This window comes from Bacillus sp. 1A (assembly GCF_052682215.1).
The window spans coordinates 4,553,945-4,570,864 of record NZ_JBQYLZ010000001.1 but is presented as its reverse complement, the minus strand read 5'-3'; the positions used below and the strand labels follow the sequence as shown (position 1 = coordinate 4,570,864).

General features: G+C 34.1%; 20 protein-coding genes. 14 read left to right on the top strand and 6 right to left on the bottom strand.

The window, feature by feature from the left end:
* The first annotated feature begins 17 nt into the window (after positions 1 to 17).
* From ACUN0F_RS23435 to ACUN0F_RS23415, 5 genes are all read left to right on the top strand, one after another.
* Positions 18 to 1,397: a putative polysaccharide biosynthesis protein gene (locus ACUN0F_RS23435; protein ID WP_264461296.1), complete on the top strand. Its 1,380-nt coding sequence runs from the start codon at positions 18 to 20 to the stop codon at positions 1,395 to 1,397.
* Between the two features lie 184 nt (positions 1,398 to 1,581).
* Positions 1,582 to 2,523 (top strand): magnesium transporter CorA family protein, encoded by a 942-nt coding sequence (locus ACUN0F_RS23430; protein ID WP_000932392.1) that lies wholly within the window; start codon positions 1,582 to 1,584, stop codon positions 2,521 to 2,523.
* 198 nt (positions 2,524 to 2,721) lie between these two features.
* A complete protein-coding gene (locus tag ACUN0F_RS23425; RefSeq protein ID WP_000418724.1) occupies positions 2,722 to 3,618 on the top strand; it encodes a permease in 897 nt (298 codons plus the stop codon).
* 3 nt (positions 3,619 to 3,621) lie between these two features.
* Positions 3,622 to 4,491 carry a TIGR03943 family putative permease subunit gene (locus tag ACUN0F_RS23420; RefSeq protein WP_097858503.1) on the top strand — a complete coding sequence of 290 codons (870 nt, stop codon included), beginning with the start codon at positions 3,622 to 3,624 and terminating at the stop codon, positions 4,489 to 4,491.
* Positions 4,492 to 4,686: 195 nt separating this feature from the next.
* Positions 4,687 to 5,193, top strand: coding sequence for an acyl-CoA thioesterase (locus tag ACUN0F_RS23415; protein WP_000141167.1), 507 nt, complete (start codon positions 4,687 to 4,689; stop codon positions 5,191 to 5,193).
* Between the two features lie 126 nt (positions 5,194 to 5,319).
* Here ACUN0F_RS23415 and ACUN0F_RS23410 read toward each other — a convergent pair whose 3' ends face one another.
* A complete protein-coding gene (locus ACUN0F_RS23410) occupies positions 5,320 to 5,406 on the bottom strand; it encodes a YjcZ family sporulation protein (RefSeq protein ID WP_000505094.1) in 87 nt (28 codons plus the stop codon).
* A gap of 160 nt (positions 5,407 to 5,566) precedes the next feature.
* Between ACUN0F_RS23410 and cls the strand changes: the two genes are divergently transcribed.
* From cls to ACUN0F_RS23390, 4 genes are all read left to right on the top strand, one after another.
* Complete coding sequence (gene cls / locus ACUN0F_RS23405; protein WP_046954952.1) at positions 5,567 to 6,751, top strand: cardiolipin synthase; 1,185 nt, start codon at positions 5,567 to 5,569, stop codon at positions 6,749 to 6,751.
* Between the two features lie 31 nt (positions 6,752 to 6,782).
* Positions 6,783 to 7,241, top strand: coding sequence for a spore coat protein (locus ACUN0F_RS23400; protein ID WP_000340549.1), 459 nt, complete (start codon positions 6,783 to 6,785; stop codon positions 7,239 to 7,241).
* A gap of 188 nt (positions 7,242 to 7,429) precedes the next feature.
* Positions 7,430 to 7,609 carry a hypothetical protein gene (locus ACUN0F_RS23395; protein WP_001045960.1) on the top strand — a complete coding sequence of 60 codons (180 nt, stop codon included), beginning with the start codon at positions 7,430 to 7,432 and terminating at the stop codon, positions 7,607 to 7,609.
* A 245-nt stretch (positions 7,610 to 7,854) separates the two neighbouring features.
* Positions 7,855 to 8,475, top strand: a complete 621-nt coding sequence (locus ACUN0F_RS23390; RefSeq protein ID WP_264461299.1) for an NAD(P)-dependent oxidoreductase — start codon at positions 7,855 to 7,857, stop codon at positions 8,473 to 8,475.
* 25 nt (positions 8,476 to 8,500) lie between these two features.
* On the opposite strand, the gene ACUN0F_RS23385 is transcribed toward ACUN0F_RS23390, so the two are convergent.
* From ACUN0F_RS23385 to ACUN0F_RS23375, 3 genes are all read right to left on the bottom strand, one after another.
* Entirely contained in the window at positions 8,501 to 8,983 is a 483-nt protein-coding gene (locus tag ACUN0F_RS23385; protein WP_097858502.1) for a DUF456 domain-containing protein, read from the bottom strand.
* A 1-nt stretch (position 8,984) separates the two neighbouring features.
* A complete protein-coding gene (locus ACUN0F_RS23380; RefSeq protein WP_000353742.1) occupies positions 8,985 to 10,292 on the bottom strand; it encodes a hemolysin family protein in 1,308 nt (435 codons plus the stop codon).
* 208 nt (positions 10,293 to 10,500) lie between these two features.
* Entirely contained in the window at positions 10,501 to 11,370 is an 870-nt protein-coding gene (locus tag ACUN0F_RS23375) for a hypothetical protein (RefSeq protein WP_264461300.1), read from the bottom strand.
* 244 nt (positions 11,371 to 11,614) lie between these two features.
* On the opposite strand from ACUN0F_RS23375, the gene cbpA reads away from it, so the two are divergent.
* The 4 genes from cbpA to ACUN0F_RS23355 all read left to right on the top strand — a co-directional run bounded on the left by cbpA (position 11,615) and on the right by ACUN0F_RS23355 (position 14,977).
* Positions 11,615 to 12,262 carry a cyclic di-AMP binding protein CbpA gene (gene cbpA / locus ACUN0F_RS23370; protein WP_001220512.1) on the top strand — a complete coding sequence of 216 codons (648 nt, stop codon included), beginning with the start codon at positions 11,615 to 11,617 and terminating at the stop codon, positions 12,260 to 12,262.
* A gap of 436 nt (positions 12,263 to 12,698) precedes the next feature.
* A complete protein-coding gene (brnQ4, locus tag ACUN0F_RS23365) occupies positions 12,699 to 14,036 on the top strand; it encodes a branched-chain amino acid transport system II carrier protein BrnQ4 (protein WP_412677871.1) in 1,338 nt (445 codons plus the stop codon).
* Positions 14,037 to 14,102: 66 nt separating this feature from the next.
* Positions 14,103 to 14,432 (top strand): chaperone CsaA, encoded by a 330-nt coding sequence (gene csaA / locus ACUN0F_RS23360; protein ID WP_046954946.1) that lies wholly within the window; start codon positions 14,103 to 14,105, stop codon positions 14,430 to 14,432.
* Positions 14,433 to 14,449: 17 nt separating this feature from the next.
* Complete coding sequence (locus ACUN0F_RS23355; protein WP_000351092.1) at positions 14,450 to 14,977, top strand: DUF1572 domain-containing protein; 528 nt, start codon at positions 14,450 to 14,452, stop codon at positions 14,975 to 14,977.
* Here the strand turns inward: ACUN0F_RS23355 and ACUN0F_RS23350 are convergent.
* A complete protein-coding gene (locus ACUN0F_RS23350; RefSeq protein WP_046954945.1) occupies positions 14,950 to 15,255 on the bottom strand; it encodes a hypothetical protein in 306 nt (101 codons plus the stop codon). The two genes, ACUN0F_RS23355 and ACUN0F_RS23350, sit on opposite strands and share 28 nt — an antisense overlap.
* 4 nt (positions 15,256 to 15,259) lie before the next feature.
* Positions 15,260 to 15,556: a hypothetical protein gene (locus ACUN0F_RS23345; RefSeq protein WP_046954944.1), complete on the bottom strand. Its 297-nt coding sequence runs from the start codon at positions 15,554 to 15,556 to the stop codon at positions 15,260 to 15,262.
* 89 nt (positions 15,557 to 15,645) lie between these two features.
* On the opposite strand from ACUN0F_RS23345, the gene spoIIP reads away from it, so the two are divergent.
* On the top strand, positions 15,646 to 16,800 hold the full coding sequence (spoIIP, locus tag ACUN0F_RS23340; protein WP_001079307.1) for a stage II sporulation protein SpoIIP: 1,155 nt from the start codon (positions 15,646 to 15,648) through the stop codon (positions 16,798 to 16,800).
* The last annotated feature ends 120 nt before the right edge of the window (positions 16,801 to 16,920 follow it).

Genomic DNA, 16,920 nt, shown 5'->3' with positions numbered 1-16,920 from the left:
CGTAGCGGAGGAATGTGATGAAAGGGTCACCGTTTATACGTGGAACGATATTTTTAACGATGGCAACGATGATATCTAAAATGTTAGGATTTATATATGTTATACCTTTTACAGCAATGGTCGGTACGAGTGGGTACGTTTTATACACGTATGCTTATCGCCCATATACGATTATGCTCAGCGTTGCGACGATGGGACTACCACTTGCCGTTTCAAAAATGGTATCAAAATATGATCAACTGAATGATTATCATACGGTTAAGAGAGTGCTAAAGAGCGGTATCTTTTTTATGTTAATAATGGGAGTAATCTCATGTTTTACGCTATATATATTAGCTCCACATTTAGCTAAACTTGTAATCGATGGAAATGATCAAACAGGGAATAGTGTAGCAGCGGTCACTACTAATATCCAAATTGTAAGTTTTGCGTTAATACTTGTACCGGTAATGAGTTTATTAAGGGGATTCTTTCAAGGGTTTCAATCGATGGGGCCTTCTGCTTTAAGTGTAGTTGTTGAGCAGTTTTTTCGGGTCTTAACCATTTTAATAGGAAGCTTTGTCGTTTTATATATTTTAAAAGCTTCTGTCTCGCTAGCTGTTGGTATTTCAACGTTCGGTGCTTTTATGGGAGCGATAGGTGGATTAACTGTTTTAAGTGCGTATTACATAAGAAGGAGAAAGCACTTAAAGAAAAAAGAAATGGCAAGTATTCCGCAAACAACGAAATCTTTCTTCTCACTGTATAAGGAGCTCTTTACATATTCAATACCGTTTGTTGTGGTTGGTTTAGCAATTCCGTTGTATCAGACGATTGATACATTTACAATTAATAAACTACTTATACAAATAGGGTATATGCAAGGAGAAGCGGAGAAGATAAATGCAATAATTGGTCTTGTTCAGATGGTTGTACTCATCCCAGTTTCCGTTGCGACTGCTTTTAGTATGTCTCTCGTACCTGAGATGACAAAAGCCTATACAGCAGGGAATGTGAAGTTACTGTACAAACATTTTACGAGAACGAATGTATTAGTAGTAGGTATTACGGTACCAGCGGCGATTGGAATGATGTTGTTAGCAAAACCAGTATATACTCTTTTATTTGGTGCCGGAAATGATCCGGAGATGGGGCGAGTTATTTTACAGTATTATGCTCCTGCCTGTATACTATTTTCGCTTTTTACAGTAACAGCTGCGATGTTACAAGGAATTAATCAGCAACAGAAAACAGTGCTAGGATTAGTAATTGGCATTATTGTAAAGATAGTTTTAAATATCGTATTGCTTCCGTATTTCGACTATGTAAGTTTTATTATTTCAACATACGCTGGTTATACGATTTCAGTTGGCTTTAACTTGTGGATGCTTTCTAAATATGTTATAAAGGCAACATAAGCTTTTTAAGGCAGAGAGCACTCTGTCTTTTTCTTTGTTTAGAATATTTTTCTTATAAAAACGTTTTCAAAATAATTTTTCTATTGAAATTTAAACGTATGTTTCATATGCTGAGAATGGCGGTTCAAAAACTGTTATGTTAGAGAGGTAGATTCCTACATGTAAAAAGAATCGGGGTGATAGTATGCTAAATATTTATTTAACAGACCGAAACGGAAAACTACAAGAGGTTGAGGAAATGCAAAAGGGTTGCTGGATTAATGTACTTCATCCAACGGAAGAAGAAATTCAATATCTAGTACAAACTTTAAATGTAGACTTAGATTTCATTAAAGACCCTTTAGATGATGAAGAACGCTCTCGTATTGAAAAGGAAGACAATAATACCTTAATAATCGTGGATATTCCAACAGTTAGACATGATGAAGAAGGAAATTCGATTTATGACACGATTCCAATAGGTATGATTGTAATGCCAGATTGCTTTGTGACAATTTGTTTAGAAGAAAACCCAATTTTCGAACGCTTTATTAATCAACGTATTAAAGAATTTTATACGTTTAAAAAGACACGCTTTGCACTTCAGCTCTTATATACGATTTCTACTTATTATTTAAGATACTTAAAGCAAATTAACAGAAAAACAATCGATTTAGAGCATCAATTAAATAAGTCGATGAAAAATAAAGAGATTTTCACATTGCTAGGCCTTGAAAAAAGTTTAGTTTACTTTACAACATCATTAAAGGCGAATAAAATTGTAATTCAAAAATTAATGCGTAACAGTACATTTTTAAAAATGTATGAAGACGATCAAGATTTATTAGAAGATGTATTAATTGAAAATAAACAGGCTATTGAAATGGCGGAAATATATAGTCACATTTTAAGTGGAATGATGAATACTTTTAGCTCCGTTATATCAAATAATTTAAATAGTGTTATGAAACTGTTAACGTCTATTACAATCATTTTATCGTTACCAACGATGGTTTCTAGTTTCTTTGGAATGAACGTAAAGGTTCCGTTTGAAGGGGAAGCACATGGTTTTGTAATTGTACTCATAATATGTGTAACACTATCTTTCACATTAGCGTTTGTTTTTTGGAAGAAACGTTACTTTTAACGAGAAGAAAGCTGCTCTAGCATAGTTATATAACTGCGCTAGAGCAGCTTCTTTGCTATGAAATCGAAAGTTTTGAATAGAATATAACTTATAAAATGTAATGTATATGAAGGAAGTGAATTCCGTATAAGCCTTGTCCAATTCATAAAATGGGGTTAAAATTACATATTGTTAATGAAAAGTTGGAGGAAATACATCATGGAATTGTTTCAATTACCGAAAGCATTCCTGCAAATGAATACAATCTTTATCTCCATATTGATCGAAGCACTTCCTTTTGTGCTCATTGGTGTATTTATTTCAGGATTCATTCAAATGTTTGTGACAGAGGATATGGTAGCGAAATGGATGCCGAAAAACCGTTTTCTGTCTGTTTTAATGGCTACTTTTTTAGGTATGATGTTTCCAGGTTGTGAATGTGGAATCGTTCCGATTGTAAGACGGTTAATCGGAAAAGGGGTTCCACCATATGCCGGGATTGCATTTATGTTAACTGGACCAATTATTAATCCGGTCGTATTATTTGCAACATACGTTGCCTTTGGAAGTAGTATGCACATGGTATGGTATCGTTCTATCGTAGCGATTATCGTAGCAATTATCGTTGGAATTATATTATCATTTATGTTTAAAGAACATCAATTACGAGATGATCACTTCCCAGAAGTGAATCATAAGCGTCCATTACGTAAAAAAATGTGGGATGTATGTACACACGCTGTTGAGGAATTTTTCTCGATGGGAAAATATTTAGTATTAGGTGCGTTAATTGCAGCGGCAGTTCAAACGTTCGTACAAACTTCAACACTTCTTGCTATAGGACAAGGGCCGTTCTCTTCACCAGCTGTTATGATGGGACTAGCTTACATTTTATCACTTTGTTCAGAAGCGGATGCGTTTATTGCTTCGTCGTTCCAAAGTACATTTTCAACAGCATCACTTGTCGCGTTCCTCGTATATGGACCGATGGTGGATATTAAAAATATGTTTATGATGCTTGCGACATTTAAAACAAAATTTGTAATTGTCGTTACTGTTACAGTTACACTTGTTGTTTATGCAAGCTCACTACTCATTTATGCGATGGGGTGGTAGGTTATGTTTCGAGCATATATATTATTAGGTTTTACAATCTTAATCGCGCAGCTTCATATTTCCGGTAATATTACGAAGTATATCAATATGAAGTATGCTTATTTATCAACAACAGCAGCTATTATTTTAGGGTTTTTAACGGTCGTTCAAATTATTATCGTATTCCAAAAAGAACATCAGAAAGAACAAGAAAAACAAGATTGTAGTTGTGATCATAGCCATTGCGGGCATGATCATTCAAAAGATGAGAATACATGGTGGAAAAAAGCATTTTCGTACTTATTGTTTTGTTTTCCGATAGTCTCAGGATTATTTTTCCCAATTGCAACGTTAGATTCAGATATCGTTAAAGCGAAAGGATTTCACTTTCCAGTTGCGCAAGCAGAAAGTAAAGATCCGTTTATGACAAGGCAATTCCTAAGACCAGACACAAGTATTTATTACGGAAAAGAAGGATACCGTGGTGTAATGGAAAAAGGGAAGAAAGAGTTTGTTACGAAAGATAATATTACTTTAAACGATGAAAATTTTCTTAAAGGAATGGAAACAATTTATAATTATCCTGGCGAGTTTACTGGGAAAAAATTATCTTTTAAAGGGTTTGTTTTCAAAGATGACTCTTCTCAAAAAGAACAATATTTCTTATTCCGTTTCGGGATTATACATTGTGTAGCGGATTCTGGTGTATATGGTATGTTAGTGAAAAAACCAGAAGGGATAGAATGGAAAAATGATGATTGGATTCAAGTTGAAGGAGAAATATCAACGGAATTTTATCAGCCATTCCATGCGAATATCCCTGTATTAGAAGTAACGAAATGGAATAAGGTTGAACCGCCAAAAGAACAATATGTATTTAGAGGAGCCGATTGATAACATCGGTTCTTTTTTGTAGACTAAGAGTTCTGAATGTTGTTAATATTAAACGTGTAGTGATAGTAAGCTCATACCGTTCTAGTGTTAATGGGAAATGGAACTCTTACCGAACTTCTTTGCTCCAGCCGAATTTTGTGGTGGGAGTCTTAATGTCTGCAAATAGCGGGTTAAATAATCAAAGAGGTGATAACAATGACTGAAGTAAAAGGGAAAACAGCTAATGAGTCTAGAGTGTTTAAAACGAGCCGAGTATTTCCAACAGATTTAAACGATCATAATACGCTATTTGGTGGGAAGATATTAGCCGAGATGGATATGGTTGCTTCTATTTCGGCAACAAGGCACGCAAGAAAAGAATGTGTCACAGCATCTATGGATTGGGTAGATTTTTTACATCCTGTTCGCTCTTCAGATTGTGTTAGTTATGAATCTTTTGTAATTTGGACGGGTAGAACTTCTATGGAAGTATTTGTGAAGGTAGTAGCAGAAGATTTAATTTCAGGTGAGAAACGTATAGCAGCAACGTCATTTGTTACTTTTGTTGCGCTTAGTAAGGAAAATAATCCGGTTCCTGTGCCGCGAGTTATCCCTGAAACAGAAGAAGAGAAAGAATTACATCGCATTGCAGTGTTACGTGCAGAACAACGTCATATACGTAAGGCGGAGAGTAAGAAAGTAGCTACATTATTAACTTTTTGAGTTGAATATGTAGTCGTTAAAGGTACAATAACAAACGGAAATGTTTTTCATATGAAAAGCGGACACCTAAAAATAGGTGTCCGCTTTTATAGTTTTTTCATCCACATATCATATGACGATAACTACTTAGCAGAAGCAAGCAGCACCGACGATGATTAAGAGGATAAATAATACGACTAATAGCGCGAATCCATTACCATGTGCGAAGCCCATTGTTATTTCCTCCTTTTATTTTAAGATACAACATACAATATGCAAATGAGCTATCGTTTGATATGGACATATATCATGTAATGACATATTTTCTTGAATGATATTGTATTAAAAAAGGGAAGATATAGAAATAACAGTAAGTGGAGGAAGGAAAATATCCATGAAACACTTTTTCGTTGTAATCCTTTGTTTAATATGTGTATTCATTTGGATGAACATCGATGTGGAAATGGGGAAAAAAATGGCTAGTGAATATGAATTAGGACAAGTTCAATTAGGTGAATTTCAACTATATACGAACGGTGAAGAGTTATATACGAAATTGTTTGAGGATATACGCAATGCAGAAAAGTACATATATATCCATTTTTATATTGTAGGTAAAGATGAAATAAGCAAAGAATTTTTGCAGTTGCTTGAGAAAAAGGCATCGAGTGGAGTAGAAGTAAAATTGTCAGTTGATCGAATAGGTGGATATAAGCTGAAGAAAAAGATAATTCGTCAACTAAAAAGCAATGGTGTCCAATTTACGTTTAGTAAAAAACCTAAATTGAAACATTTATTCTATTCGTTGCATCAACGAAACCATAGACGCATTGTTACGATTGACGGAAAAGTATCATATATCGGCGGCTTTAACATTGGAAAGGAGTACCTTGGACAAGATTCGAAATTTGGCCCGTGGCGTGATTATCATGTACGAGTTAAGGGGAATGGCGCCACGGATATGGAAAGAAAGTTTGCTGCTGACTGGAAAGAAGATACGGGAGAAAAAATGCCTATACATAAAAGTCTACCTGCAATTGGGCATGTAAAATATCAATATTTATTTTCAGATGGAAAAGGGTTATGGGAAAAATATGGAGCGCTTTTAAAGCAGGCTAAAAAGTCTTTAATTATTGCTACGCCATATTTTGTACCAAGTAAAGAAATGATGAAAGAGTTAAAAGGTGCATTAAACCGAGGTGTCAATGTGAAAATTCTCGTACCATTTAAAAGTGACGCAGTATTGTTAAAACAAGCTGCCTATCCGTATTTGAGAGAGATGAACCATGCTGGAGCGGAGATTTATCAATATCGGAATGGTTTTTTTCACGGGAAAGTAACAATCATTGATGGAGAAATTGTTGATATAGGTACAGCGAATTTTGATAATAGAAGTTTTTATTTAAATTGTGAATCTAACTGTATCATATATGATACAACAGTTGTTGCTGACGTATGGAACCGATTAAAAGAAGACTTTCATAAATCAAAAAGATTTTCAGAAGAAGACTTTGAGAAAATTAGTAAGTGGGATTGGTTTTTAGCAAGAATAGCAAATGTTATAGCATCATATTTATAACATATAGACAAAAGAGAAGGGAGGTATTTTCATGGATTGTATGAAAGAATTAATGAGGTATAGTTATATGCTTATTTATAAGGTTGGGGAGTATACAGGAGAGGTAAGAGACGAAGAATTAAAAGAGCTATTACAGCATCATTTACCATATATGTTGCAAGCGTATAATGAACAAGTGAATTTTCAAGAAGGAGAGAATGTACAGCATATAACTTGTGAACCAATTTCATCTCATTTTCATGAAATGGAAAAGGAAACTGATAGTAAATATACAGGGGATATCCTTATTGCAACTTGTTATATTTCGCATTTAAAACGGTTAGCACTAAAGTTCGCTCAAGTGGCAGTTGAAGTTGCGAATCCAGAATTCCGCTCGTTTTTAGAAAATTGCTTCCTGAAAATGAATCGTTATGCCTATAGTGTATGGCAATATGTTGTGAAGAAAGAGTATAAGATTAAACATGTATATGAAAATGAGAAGTTTGCATAAGAAACTAAGGCGGAAAGATAGGCGCCTTAGTTTTTTACTTTTCATGGAGAAAAATAGACTAGGTGTACATATCTATTATTAGAAAATTTACAAATATTTACCGTTTATTTACTATTTTTCAATCTTTCCTTTAAAAATAGAGAGTAATATGGGGGTTGTACATATTCTATCTAAAGGAGGAAACGCAAATGAACAAATGGGTTAAATCATTAACTGCTATGGCACTTGCAAGTTCTTTATTAATGGTAGGTTGTAGTAAAGGTGAGGACAAGAAGAAAGAAGACGATACAACAACACAACAAGAGGACAAAAAGGATAAAGAAACAAGTGGAACTGAGAAGTCTACCGATTCTAAAGAAAAGAAATAAAGTGAAACTTTAATCAGTGGGGGGCATCCCCCACTGATTATTAGTTGAACCAATCGGGCTTTTACGGGCAGTTGATCCCCACCTAACTTCTTTGGTTTTACTAAATTTTGAGGTGGGGTCTAACTGCCCGTTAAGGCGGGGTAAAATAATAAAAAAGCTTCCTCTTATATATGAGGAAGCTTTTTTGTTGAAAATTGATTAAAATTATTGAAAAATAGAGAAAGAATGAAAAAGGGGGAAAACAAATGAAAGTATGTATATTAGGAGCAACAGGTCGAGTAGGTTCAAATATAATAAAATTAGTATTAAAGGATGCAGCTGAAGTAACTGCATTAGCACGTGATTTAAATAGAATAGAAATACAACATGAAAGGTTACGAGTAATAGAAGGTAATGTACTAAATGAAAATGATATAAAGAAAGCGATAGAAGGAAGCGATATAGTAATAAGTGCACTTGGTACGGATCGAAATGGAACGTTAGCGAAGAGTATGCCACAAATTATAAAGCAAATGGAAGAAGAAGGGGTACATAAAATCATTACAATAGGAACAGCAGGTATTTTACAAGCAAGAACAAATCTAAATTTATATCGTTTTCAATCAGCTGAATCAAAAAGGAAAATGACAACAGCAGCAGAAGATCATTTAGCTGCATATAAGATACTTAGTAGTAGTAATTTATGTTGGACGGTCGTTTGTCCGACGCATTTAATAGACGGTGATGTGACAGGAGTGTATCGAACTGAAAAAGATGTATTACCAGAAGGGGGAGCGAAAATAACAGTTGGTGATACAGCACAATTTACGTGGAATCTGTGTAGTGAAAACAAATATGAGAATAGTCGAGTAGGTATTTCATATTAAAAAAACCATCCCGAAATTGGGATGGTTAAAAGATGATATAACATACAAATATGAGAATCATAATGATTTGGAGAATAGCTTTCGCTACTGTGCTGCTTAAAAAACCAACTACAGTAGCAACTCCTACTAGAAAGGCGTCTTTTGGCGCTTTTTTATGCATTAGTTCTGTAATAAATACCGATAAGAACGGTATGATAATTAAACCGAATGGTGGGAAGAAGAAAGATCCGACAATAATAGAAATCATACCGACACGCTCTCCCCATTTAGAACTCCCATATTTCTTTAAGAAATATCCATTTGCAATAAAATCAGCAATGAAAATAAATAGTGTGAAAATGACTTGAATAATCCAAAAGGAAGTTGTTAGTTCTCCGCCATTTATACCAAAATGGTAAATTAAATATCCAGCCCAGACAACAAGGATGCCTGGAATGATAGGATAAATAAAGGCGAGAAATGAAACAATGAAACAGGCAATGATACAGATTGTTAATAATACTGTCACTTTATAACTCCTTCTTCGTGTCTAATTTATGTACCGCAATTTTTTTCACTTGATGTCCATCAAGTTCTAGTGCTTTAAATTGAAAACCGGCAAATTCAATGGAATAACCAGCTTCAATATTTAAATCAACTGCTTGAGAGAGGAGCCAGCCTCCAATTGTATCTAAATCGCTATCATCAATATGCAGGCCAAACATATCATTTACTTCAGAAATGAGCACCTTCCCATCTAAAACAGTAAGCTTCGGCGTACGTTTTTCAATCATAGGTGATTCATCCGCATCAAACTCATCTTGAATTTCTCCAATGATTTCTTCAAGAATATCTTCCATTGTTAAAAGTCCAGCAGTACCACCATATTCATCCATAATGATTGCCATCTGAACGCGATTCTTTTGTAGATGTACTAATGTTTTGCGAATTGGAACAGTTTCAAATACAGTTAGTACTGGATGTATGTAAGATTCAAGTGGTTTATGAATGCCTTTCGTTTGATCGTGAAATACTTCTTTCGTATTGATCATACCGATAATATCATCTTTATCTTTTTCGATGATCGGATAGCGTGTATACTTTTCAGTTGCGACGATATCCATATTCTCTTCTAACGTATTTTCAGTAGATAAGCAAATCATTTCTGTACGAGGGACCATAATTTCTTTCGCGACCCGGTCGTCAAATTCAAAAATATTATTTACATATTTATATTCGGTTTGGTTTATTTCGCCGCTTTTGAAACTTTCACCTAAAATGAGTCGTAGTTCCTCTTCAGAATGGGCAAGTTCATTTTCTTTCGCAGGCTCTAAACCGAGTAGTTTTGTGAAAAAGATTGCCGTACTATTAAGTAGCCAAATGAATGGATACATAATTTTATCAAATAAAATAAGTGGTCGTGCAAACTTAAGTGTGATTGCTTCAGCTTTTTGAATGGCGAAAGACTTTGGAACTAATTCACCTAATACAACATGGAAAAATGTAATAACACTAAAAGCAATAATAAAGGATAAAGTATTCGCCATTGTTCCAGTAATATTAATCTTTTCAAAGAGCGGTCGTAGTAAATGTTCCACAGTCGGTTCACCAAGCCAACCAAGCCCTAAAGAAGTAATCGTAATCCCTAGCTGACAAGCTGATAAATAAACATCTAAATTAGATAGGACACTTCTTGCAGCTAAAGCTTGTTTATTGCCTTCATTTGCAAGTTGGTCAATGCGACTTTTTCGTACTTTTACAACAGCAAATTCTGATGCAACGAAAAAGCCGGAAATAAGGATGAGCACAAAGATGAGAAAAATATTTAATATGTCCAAGTGTGTTCTCTATTCCGTAGTTTGGAATAAAGATGTCACCTCCTGCGATTATGTTATACTTTTATAATAAATCCAAACGAAAAGAATAGTCAAAGAAAAAGGGCAAATATTGGTATGTTTCTGCAATAGTTTTTGAATTTGCTGTTATTTTGTCCGCTATACAAAAGGAATAACCCCCTACTTTCAGATTATAGAGGGTTATTTCAAATTAAGGTTTTGGAATACTTCTCGTTAAAGCGTATGATTGTTGTTTAACGTGATTTGTCGTCCATAGTGTTTGAAGGAAAGAGAGTATGCAATACGGGATATACAAAAGTAATAAGCTAATTGTAACAATAACAGGTGCATTTCCGCCGAATTGAACGATAAATTGCAATAGTCCGCTTGCATGAAAAACGCATTCCATAATAACGAATGAAAGAATAATGGAACCTAGAATAGATTTATGATTCGAAGTAAGCGCTAAAAACAATGTATCTACAAGGAAAGAAGATTGTTTTATTTCATATTCATTGGTGTTACTTAAGAAAGGAACCCACTTTTTTATTGCTTGCATAACGATAATCATGGAAGTACTACAAACGATGATAAAAGATGAGTAGTAAGGAAGCTTTATCAATTTTGCGATGTATAGGAGTAGTAATAAGACTGAACATTGTAATAATGCAGTACAAAAAGAGTACGGTATCCATTTTAATAAAGAAGTGAACTTCTTAACCGATTGAGGTGCTTTAAAAAATAAATGGCCGATCCCTAAGCTGATAAAGAATCCAATCGCAAGAGTAAAGGTAAAACGAACAATCGATAAAAAATATATTTCCCATATGTAAGGGAATAACGGTGTTGAATGATTAGAAGTATGAACCATTTGATTTGCTGAGAAAAAGATAGATTCGTGCATCCAATCAATCTTTGGAATTGTCATAGAAGAAAGTTGTGCGAAGTTATGAAAAATGCTTATAAAGCCAGTTATGTATGAGTATTTATGTGTAATGAATAATGCAGGAATAGGACTAATGATAAATATAATGAGAACACCAACGATAAATTTACATATATGTGAGCGCAATAAAGACATGTAATCACCTGCTCTTGGAATATTCAGAAAATTCTTATTCTTATTTTAGCTTTTTTTGGCGTAAGTTACAATATATTTTTCTTAAAGAAATTTAGTATTGTAGGGGATATAAGTGAATGAAACGTGAATAAATTATGACAAGAAAATGAATAATTTTCAGAAAAATGAAATAAATTATTTATTTTTTTCTGAAAATATAATATAGTTATGGCACAGAAAGTATTTTAACATAAGGAGGCTGTTTATGAGGATTAAAGGGAATTATGTGCCGAAAAGGGAAGTTTTATTTTGCTCAAGTTCAATTACGATAGGGGAAGCACTGGAGCATTTAAATAAAACTGGGTATCGTTGTGTACCAGTTTTAGATGAAAAAAAAGAGAAATATTTAGGGAATGTATACAAAGTAGATATTTTAGAATATAAAGGTTCGCTGGAAGAGAGTGTAGTACAATTATTAAACGATAAAGAAGGTTATGTTAGAGAAGATTCTTCGTTCTTTAAAGTATTTTTTACAATAAAAAAATTACCTTATTTATCAGTAGTTGATGAAAATGGAGTCTTTCTTGGAATTTTAACGCATAAAAAGGTTTTCGAGTTATTAGAAGATGCTTGGGGCGTTCATTCTAGTAAATATTCTGTCATGATTGGGACACAAGATTATAATGGGGCCATTCAAAAATTATCGACAGTATTAAAAAAATATACAGGTATCCAAAGTTTAATGACTTTTGATAATGACGCCTTATTAGTTCGGAGAATCATGTTTACATTAGGAGAAGAGTTTAACGACGGTGAATTAGAGACGTTACTGAAAGATTTAGAAGATCACGGATTTAGAGTTGTGTATGTGGAAGAGATGAAAAATCCACGTGAAGTTGAAACAATAGAATAACATACAAAAGCCATCTAATTATGTTGGATGGCTTTTACTATGTTACGAGTATAAAATTATTTGAAAATAACGATAGGATAAAAGTTGAGATTATAACAATATTTGTGTGAAAGAATGAAAAATGTAGATAATTTTGATTTTCAAAAAAATCAATTTGAAAATATGTTTTTATTTTTCAACTAAATATGTTACTATATGTGTGATAAAAACAAAGAGGTCTGACAACTATACTCCACGCAATACCACTCTAATGAGTTAAAAATTCAAAAAAATCAAAAATTAATAATTAGAGTAAAAATAAGGGGAATGGAGAAATTATGGAGAAAGACACTGCTTTGTAAGGGGCATATTTTATCAGCTTGAGCAGAGAGGAGGATGCATAGCATATTGTGAAAATAGAGATAAACAATGAAAAAGTGCTATGCAAATGAAAAGTATGAAAGGACGTTTAAGGCCAGGTGATACGGTAGCAATCGGTTTAATGTTATTTGCACTATTTTTAGGAGCAGGAAATTTAATTTTCCCACCAGTTTTAGGGCAACAAGCTGGAGAGAATGTTTGGATTGCTACAATTGGATTCCTTGTGACGGGAGTCGGATTACCCCTATTAGCTGTAACAGCTGTCGCGTTTGTAGAGGGGGACTTGAAAGCGCTATCTTCTAGAGTTCACCCAATATTCGCGTTTATTTTCCCATTGATTAGTTATTTAGCAATTGGACCATTTTTTGCGATTCCGCGTACTGGAGCCGTTTCATTTGAAATGGGTATGAAGCCATTTTTATCAGAGGCATTGGTTTCCGAATGGTACATGCTATTTCTTTTCACGATAATTTTCTTCGGAATAACGTGGTATTTATCTTTAAATCCATCTAAATTAGTGGATTGGTTCGGGAAATTTCTTACACCAGTATTAGTATTGATTGTTGCTGTTATTGTCGGAAAGGCAATTATTGATCCGATTGGAGAACCAGCTGCACCGCTAGCGGCATACAAAGAAAATGCTTTCTTTGGTGGATTTATTCAAGGGTATTTAACGATGGATGCAATTAGTGCGCTTGTATTTGGAATTGTCGTTGTACAAGTTATCCGCTCTAAAGGAATAAAAGAGAGTAATCAAATTGCAAAAATAACCGTAGTATCAGGTATTATTGCTGTACTTGGTTTAACGTTAATCTATTTATCACTTGCTTATCTTGGTTCAACAAGTACATCACTTGGTGTATCAGAGAATGGTGGACTTATTTTAACGAATGTTGTAAATGAGTTATATGGAACAAGTGGTAAAATTTTATTAGGGCTCGTTATTATACTCGCTTGTTTAACAACTTCTGTTGGATTAACATCAGCTTGTGCTGGCTTCTTTACAAACTTATTCCCTAAACTTTCGCATAAAGCGATTGTAACGATGGTATGTGTGTTTAGTTTACTTGTAGCTAACCTAGGTTTAACACAATTAATCACAGTTACTTTACCAGTGTTAATGATCATTTATCCAGTTGCAATCGTATTAATCGTACTTTCTTACTTCCATAAATGGATTGGGAAGCGTAATACCATTTATATTGGAGCTATTTTAGGCGCATTGTTAATTAGTTTCTTTAACGGTTTAGAAAGTGCGAACATTAAAATTGACGCGATTTCTAACGTACTACAAATGTTACCATTATATAATGAAGGAATAGGATGGTTAATCCCATCATGTATTGGCGGGATTCTTGGTTTCTTCTTCTATAAATCAAATGAATCAAGTGAACTACAAAAGAAAGGTGCTTAGGCGCCTTTCTTTTTTTAAAGGGGATTTTATTGTTTTGTCTAAGTAATAAATGGGAGGAATGATAAAATGGCTAATTTTGAAGATTTTTTAGCTTTGGATTTACGAATTGGAACTGTAACACATGCAGAGGAATTTAAAGAAGCAAGAGTTCCAGCGATTAAACTAGAAATTGATTTTGGAGAGCTTGGAATTAAGCAGTCAAGTGCTCAAATTACGAAGAGATATACCCCAGAAGATTTAATCGGTCAGCAAATCGTTGCTGTTGTAAATTTTCCGCCAAAACGTGTAGCTGGATTTAAATCAGAAGTGCTTGTTTTAGGGGGAGTACCTGAAGCCGGTGATGTCGTATTACTTCAGCCCAATATGGAATTACCAAATGGAACGAAAATTAGTTAGTGTAAAGGCGGGGGAACATGGATATTGGACGAGAATATTTACAATGTGCGATTTCGAATTTTGAAGCAACAAAGAAACAAGGGGAACGGGTGCTTTCTCAATTATCATATGAACAGATTGAATGGTCTTCTCATGAAGCAACAAATAGTATAGCGGTTATTATAAAGCATCTGCAAGGTAATATGCGTTCTAGATGGACGGATTTTTTAACATCTGATGGTGAAAAAATAGATCGTAACCGAGACGCTGAATTTGAAGATGGTTATCATTCTAAGGAAGAGGTTCTCGCAGCATGGAATGAAGGATGGGAATATGTTTTGAAAACGATGCATGTGCTAACGCCAGAAGATTTATTACAGACGGTATATATTCGCGGTGAAGCACATACTGTCATGCAAGCAATTGAAAGACAAATTTCTCATTATGCTTTGCATATAGGACAAATTATTTACATCGGTAAAATGTTAAAAGAAAATGAGTGGGAATGTTTAAGTATTCCTAGAGGACAGTCTGCACGTTATGTAGAGAAAAAACGTTCAACATAATAATAGGAGAGAAACCGATATAGAATAGGAAACAAAAAAATAAGCCAAATGATAGATGGTTCCGTAAACATAAGGATGCTGCCGAAAATAAGTCCATATATAATAAGAAAGAAATTAAAAAGCGTATTTACAGGGATAAATCGTGAGATGAACGCTTGCTGTCGTTTAAAGCAATCACTGTGAAATAAATAAAAGCGGAAGTGCGATGTGGCAATAATAAGATCTTTCTTTCGCACAATTCTTTTTTTGCATGTATGACAAATGAATGGTGGTTGCATTTTATTACGCTCCATTTTTTATTTTCGTAATAATGTAAGACAAGATTAAGTGCAAGGTATATATCCCTATATATGCTCCTGATATAAGAAAAAATGGATTTAGTAAAATTCCATGAATGCTTGTCATGAAAACTAAATCTTGTATTAAAACATCATATATATTAATAGAAATAATTGTACCGAGTACATAAAGTGCTAAGTACGCTGAAATATGTAAAGCAACACGGATTGTAGGATGCTTAGCAAGCCAATAAAAAATAAATGATAGTACAATGGGTAATGTTCCTATTAGTAGCTTCAATTCATTTCACCTCATTAACAATATAGCCGGAATTTAGACGGTCTATTCTCTAGAGCTTGTACATAACTTGAAATAGAGAGGGTGATAGTATGAATCGAGGCTTTTTTTATGTGAAGTTCACAAGTGTACGTAAGTTAGTTTTATTTATTATTACTACAGTACTAGCGACTTTTTTTCTTATTAGTATGATGGTAACCTCTATGAAAGAGACAAAGTCAACGTATTTATATAATTGGTTAAATGAGTTATCGATGAATGGTTACATGTACGTTCTTGGGAAAGAGAATCATTATTTTACACAGGAGTATCGAAATTTAAATCAAGATTTTTCAATTTCTTCGTTTCTCTTTTCTATGGCTACGAATATTCGTTTTAATGATGTACGCAGTTTTGTCGGAAAAGAGCTACCTGGTTTTGGAAAGTACGATACAGAAATTGTTATTGCGGGTGAAGGGACAAATTACTCTAACTTACCGATAGAGTCGAGCGTTCCGCTTGAAGAAGTGGTAAAAGAACGGACTGGTGAAGGTGGACAGGCTCAAAATCCGAATACGAACAAAGAGAAAAAGCAACCGGCTCAAACAACAGGAAAAAGACAAGTTGCGCTTATTTATCATTCGCATAGTTGGGAATCTTATTTGCCGTTACTAAATTTAGCAAACGATCCAAATCCGAATAAAGCAACAAGTTCCGTCACTAATATTTCAATAGTGGGCGATCGATTTCGTGAACAATTAGAAAGTGAAGGGATAGGAGCTACTAACGACAAGACTGATGTCGGCCAAAAGTTGATTAGTAAAGGGTTAAATAGTAATAGTTCTTACAAAGTGTCACGGGAAATTGTACAAGAAGCAATGACAGGTAATAAAGAACTGCAGTACTTCTTTGACTTGCATCGTGATAGTGCTCGGAAAAATGTCACGACAAAAGCAATTGGAGATAAATCATATGCAAAGCTTGCTTTCGTAATAGGGAAAGGCAATAAAAATTATGAAAAGAACTTACAATTAGCAACAGCTCTTCATGAGGAAATTAATAAGAAATATCCAGGAGTGAGTCGTGGTGTCATTCAAAAAGGATTCCAAACAGGAAATGGTGTCTACAATCAAGACTTATCAGGACAAGCGATATTAATTGAAGTTGGTGGCGTAGATAATACGGAGGAAGAACTAAATCGATCAATTGATGTACTTGCTAAAGCGTTTGGTGAATATTTCTGGCAGGCGGAAAAGGTGAATGGATAAAATGAAATATAAATTAGTGGGAGAGTCTGAAGAAACGTGAGTGTAAAGCTTGCGTTTTTTCTTTGTAATGATAAGGTGTCACAGAATAGACATAATTTGCCGTTGTTATGGTAATATCGA

Bases quoted from the DNA above. Each gene is read 5' to 3' on its own strand.
- ACUN0F_RS23390 (WP_264461299.1), top strand. From the start codon at position 7,855: ATGAAAGTATGTATATTAGGAGCAACAGGTCGAGTAGGTTCAAATATA.
- ACUN0F_RS23425 (WP_000418724.1), top strand. From the start codon at position 2,722: ATGGAATTGTTTCAATTACCGAAAGCATTCCTGCAAATGAATACAATC.
- ACUN0F_RS23400 (WP_000340549.1), top strand. From the start codon at position 6,783: ATGGATTGTATGAAAGAATTAATGAGGTATAGTTATATGCTTATTTAT.
- ACUN0F_RS23435 (WP_264461296.1), top strand. From the start codon at position 18: ATGAAAGGGTCACCGTTTATACGTGGAACGATATTTTTAACGATGGCA.
- brnQ4 (WP_412677871.1), top strand. From the start codon at position 12,699: ATGAAAGGACGTTTAAGGCCAGGTGATACGGTAGCAATCGGTTTAATG.
- spoIIP (WP_001079307.1), top strand. From the start codon at position 15,646: ATGAATCGAGGCTTTTTTTATGTGAAGTTCACAAGTGTACGTAAGTTA.
- csaA (WP_046954946.1), top strand. From the start codon at position 14,103: ATGGCTAATTTTGAAGATTTTTTAGCTTTGGATTTACGAATTGGAACT.
- ACUN0F_RS23410 (WP_000505094.1), bottom strand. From the start codon at position 5,406: ATGGGCTTCGCACATGGTAATGGATTCGCGCTATTAGTCGTATTATTT.
- ACUN0F_RS23375 (WP_264461300.1), bottom strand. From the start codon at position 11,370: ATGTCTTTATTGCGCTCACATATATGTAAATTTATCGTTGGTGTTCTC.
- cbpA (WP_001220512.1), top strand. From the start codon at position 11,615: ATGAGGATTAAAGGGAATTATGTGCCGAAAAGGGAAGTTTTATTTTGC.
- ACUN0F_RS23415 (WP_000141167.1), top strand. From the start codon at position 4,687: ATGACTGAAGTAAAAGGGAAAACAGCTAATGAGTCTAGAGTGTTTAAA.
- ACUN0F_RS23420 (WP_097858503.1), top strand. From the start codon at position 3,622: ATGTTTCGAGCATATATATTATTAGGTTTTACAATCTTAATCGCGCAG.
- ACUN0F_RS23430 (WP_000932392.1), top strand. From the start codon at position 1,582: ATGCTAAATATTTATTTAACAGACCGAAACGGAAAACTACAAGAGGTT.
- cls (WP_046954952.1), top strand. From the start codon at position 5,567: ATGAAACACTTTTTCGTTGTAATCCTTTGTTTAATATGTGTATTCATT.
- ACUN0F_RS23355 (WP_000351092.1), top strand. From the start codon at position 14,450: ATGGATATTGGACGAGAATATTTACAATGTGCGATTTCGAATTTTGAA.
- ACUN0F_RS23350 (WP_046954945.1), bottom strand. From the start codon at position 15,255: ATGCAACCACCATTCATTTGTCATACATGCAAAAAAAGAATTGTGCGA.
- ACUN0F_RS23395 (WP_001045960.1), top strand. From the start codon at position 7,430: ATGAACAAATGGGTTAAATCATTAACTGCTATGGCACTTGCAAGTTCT.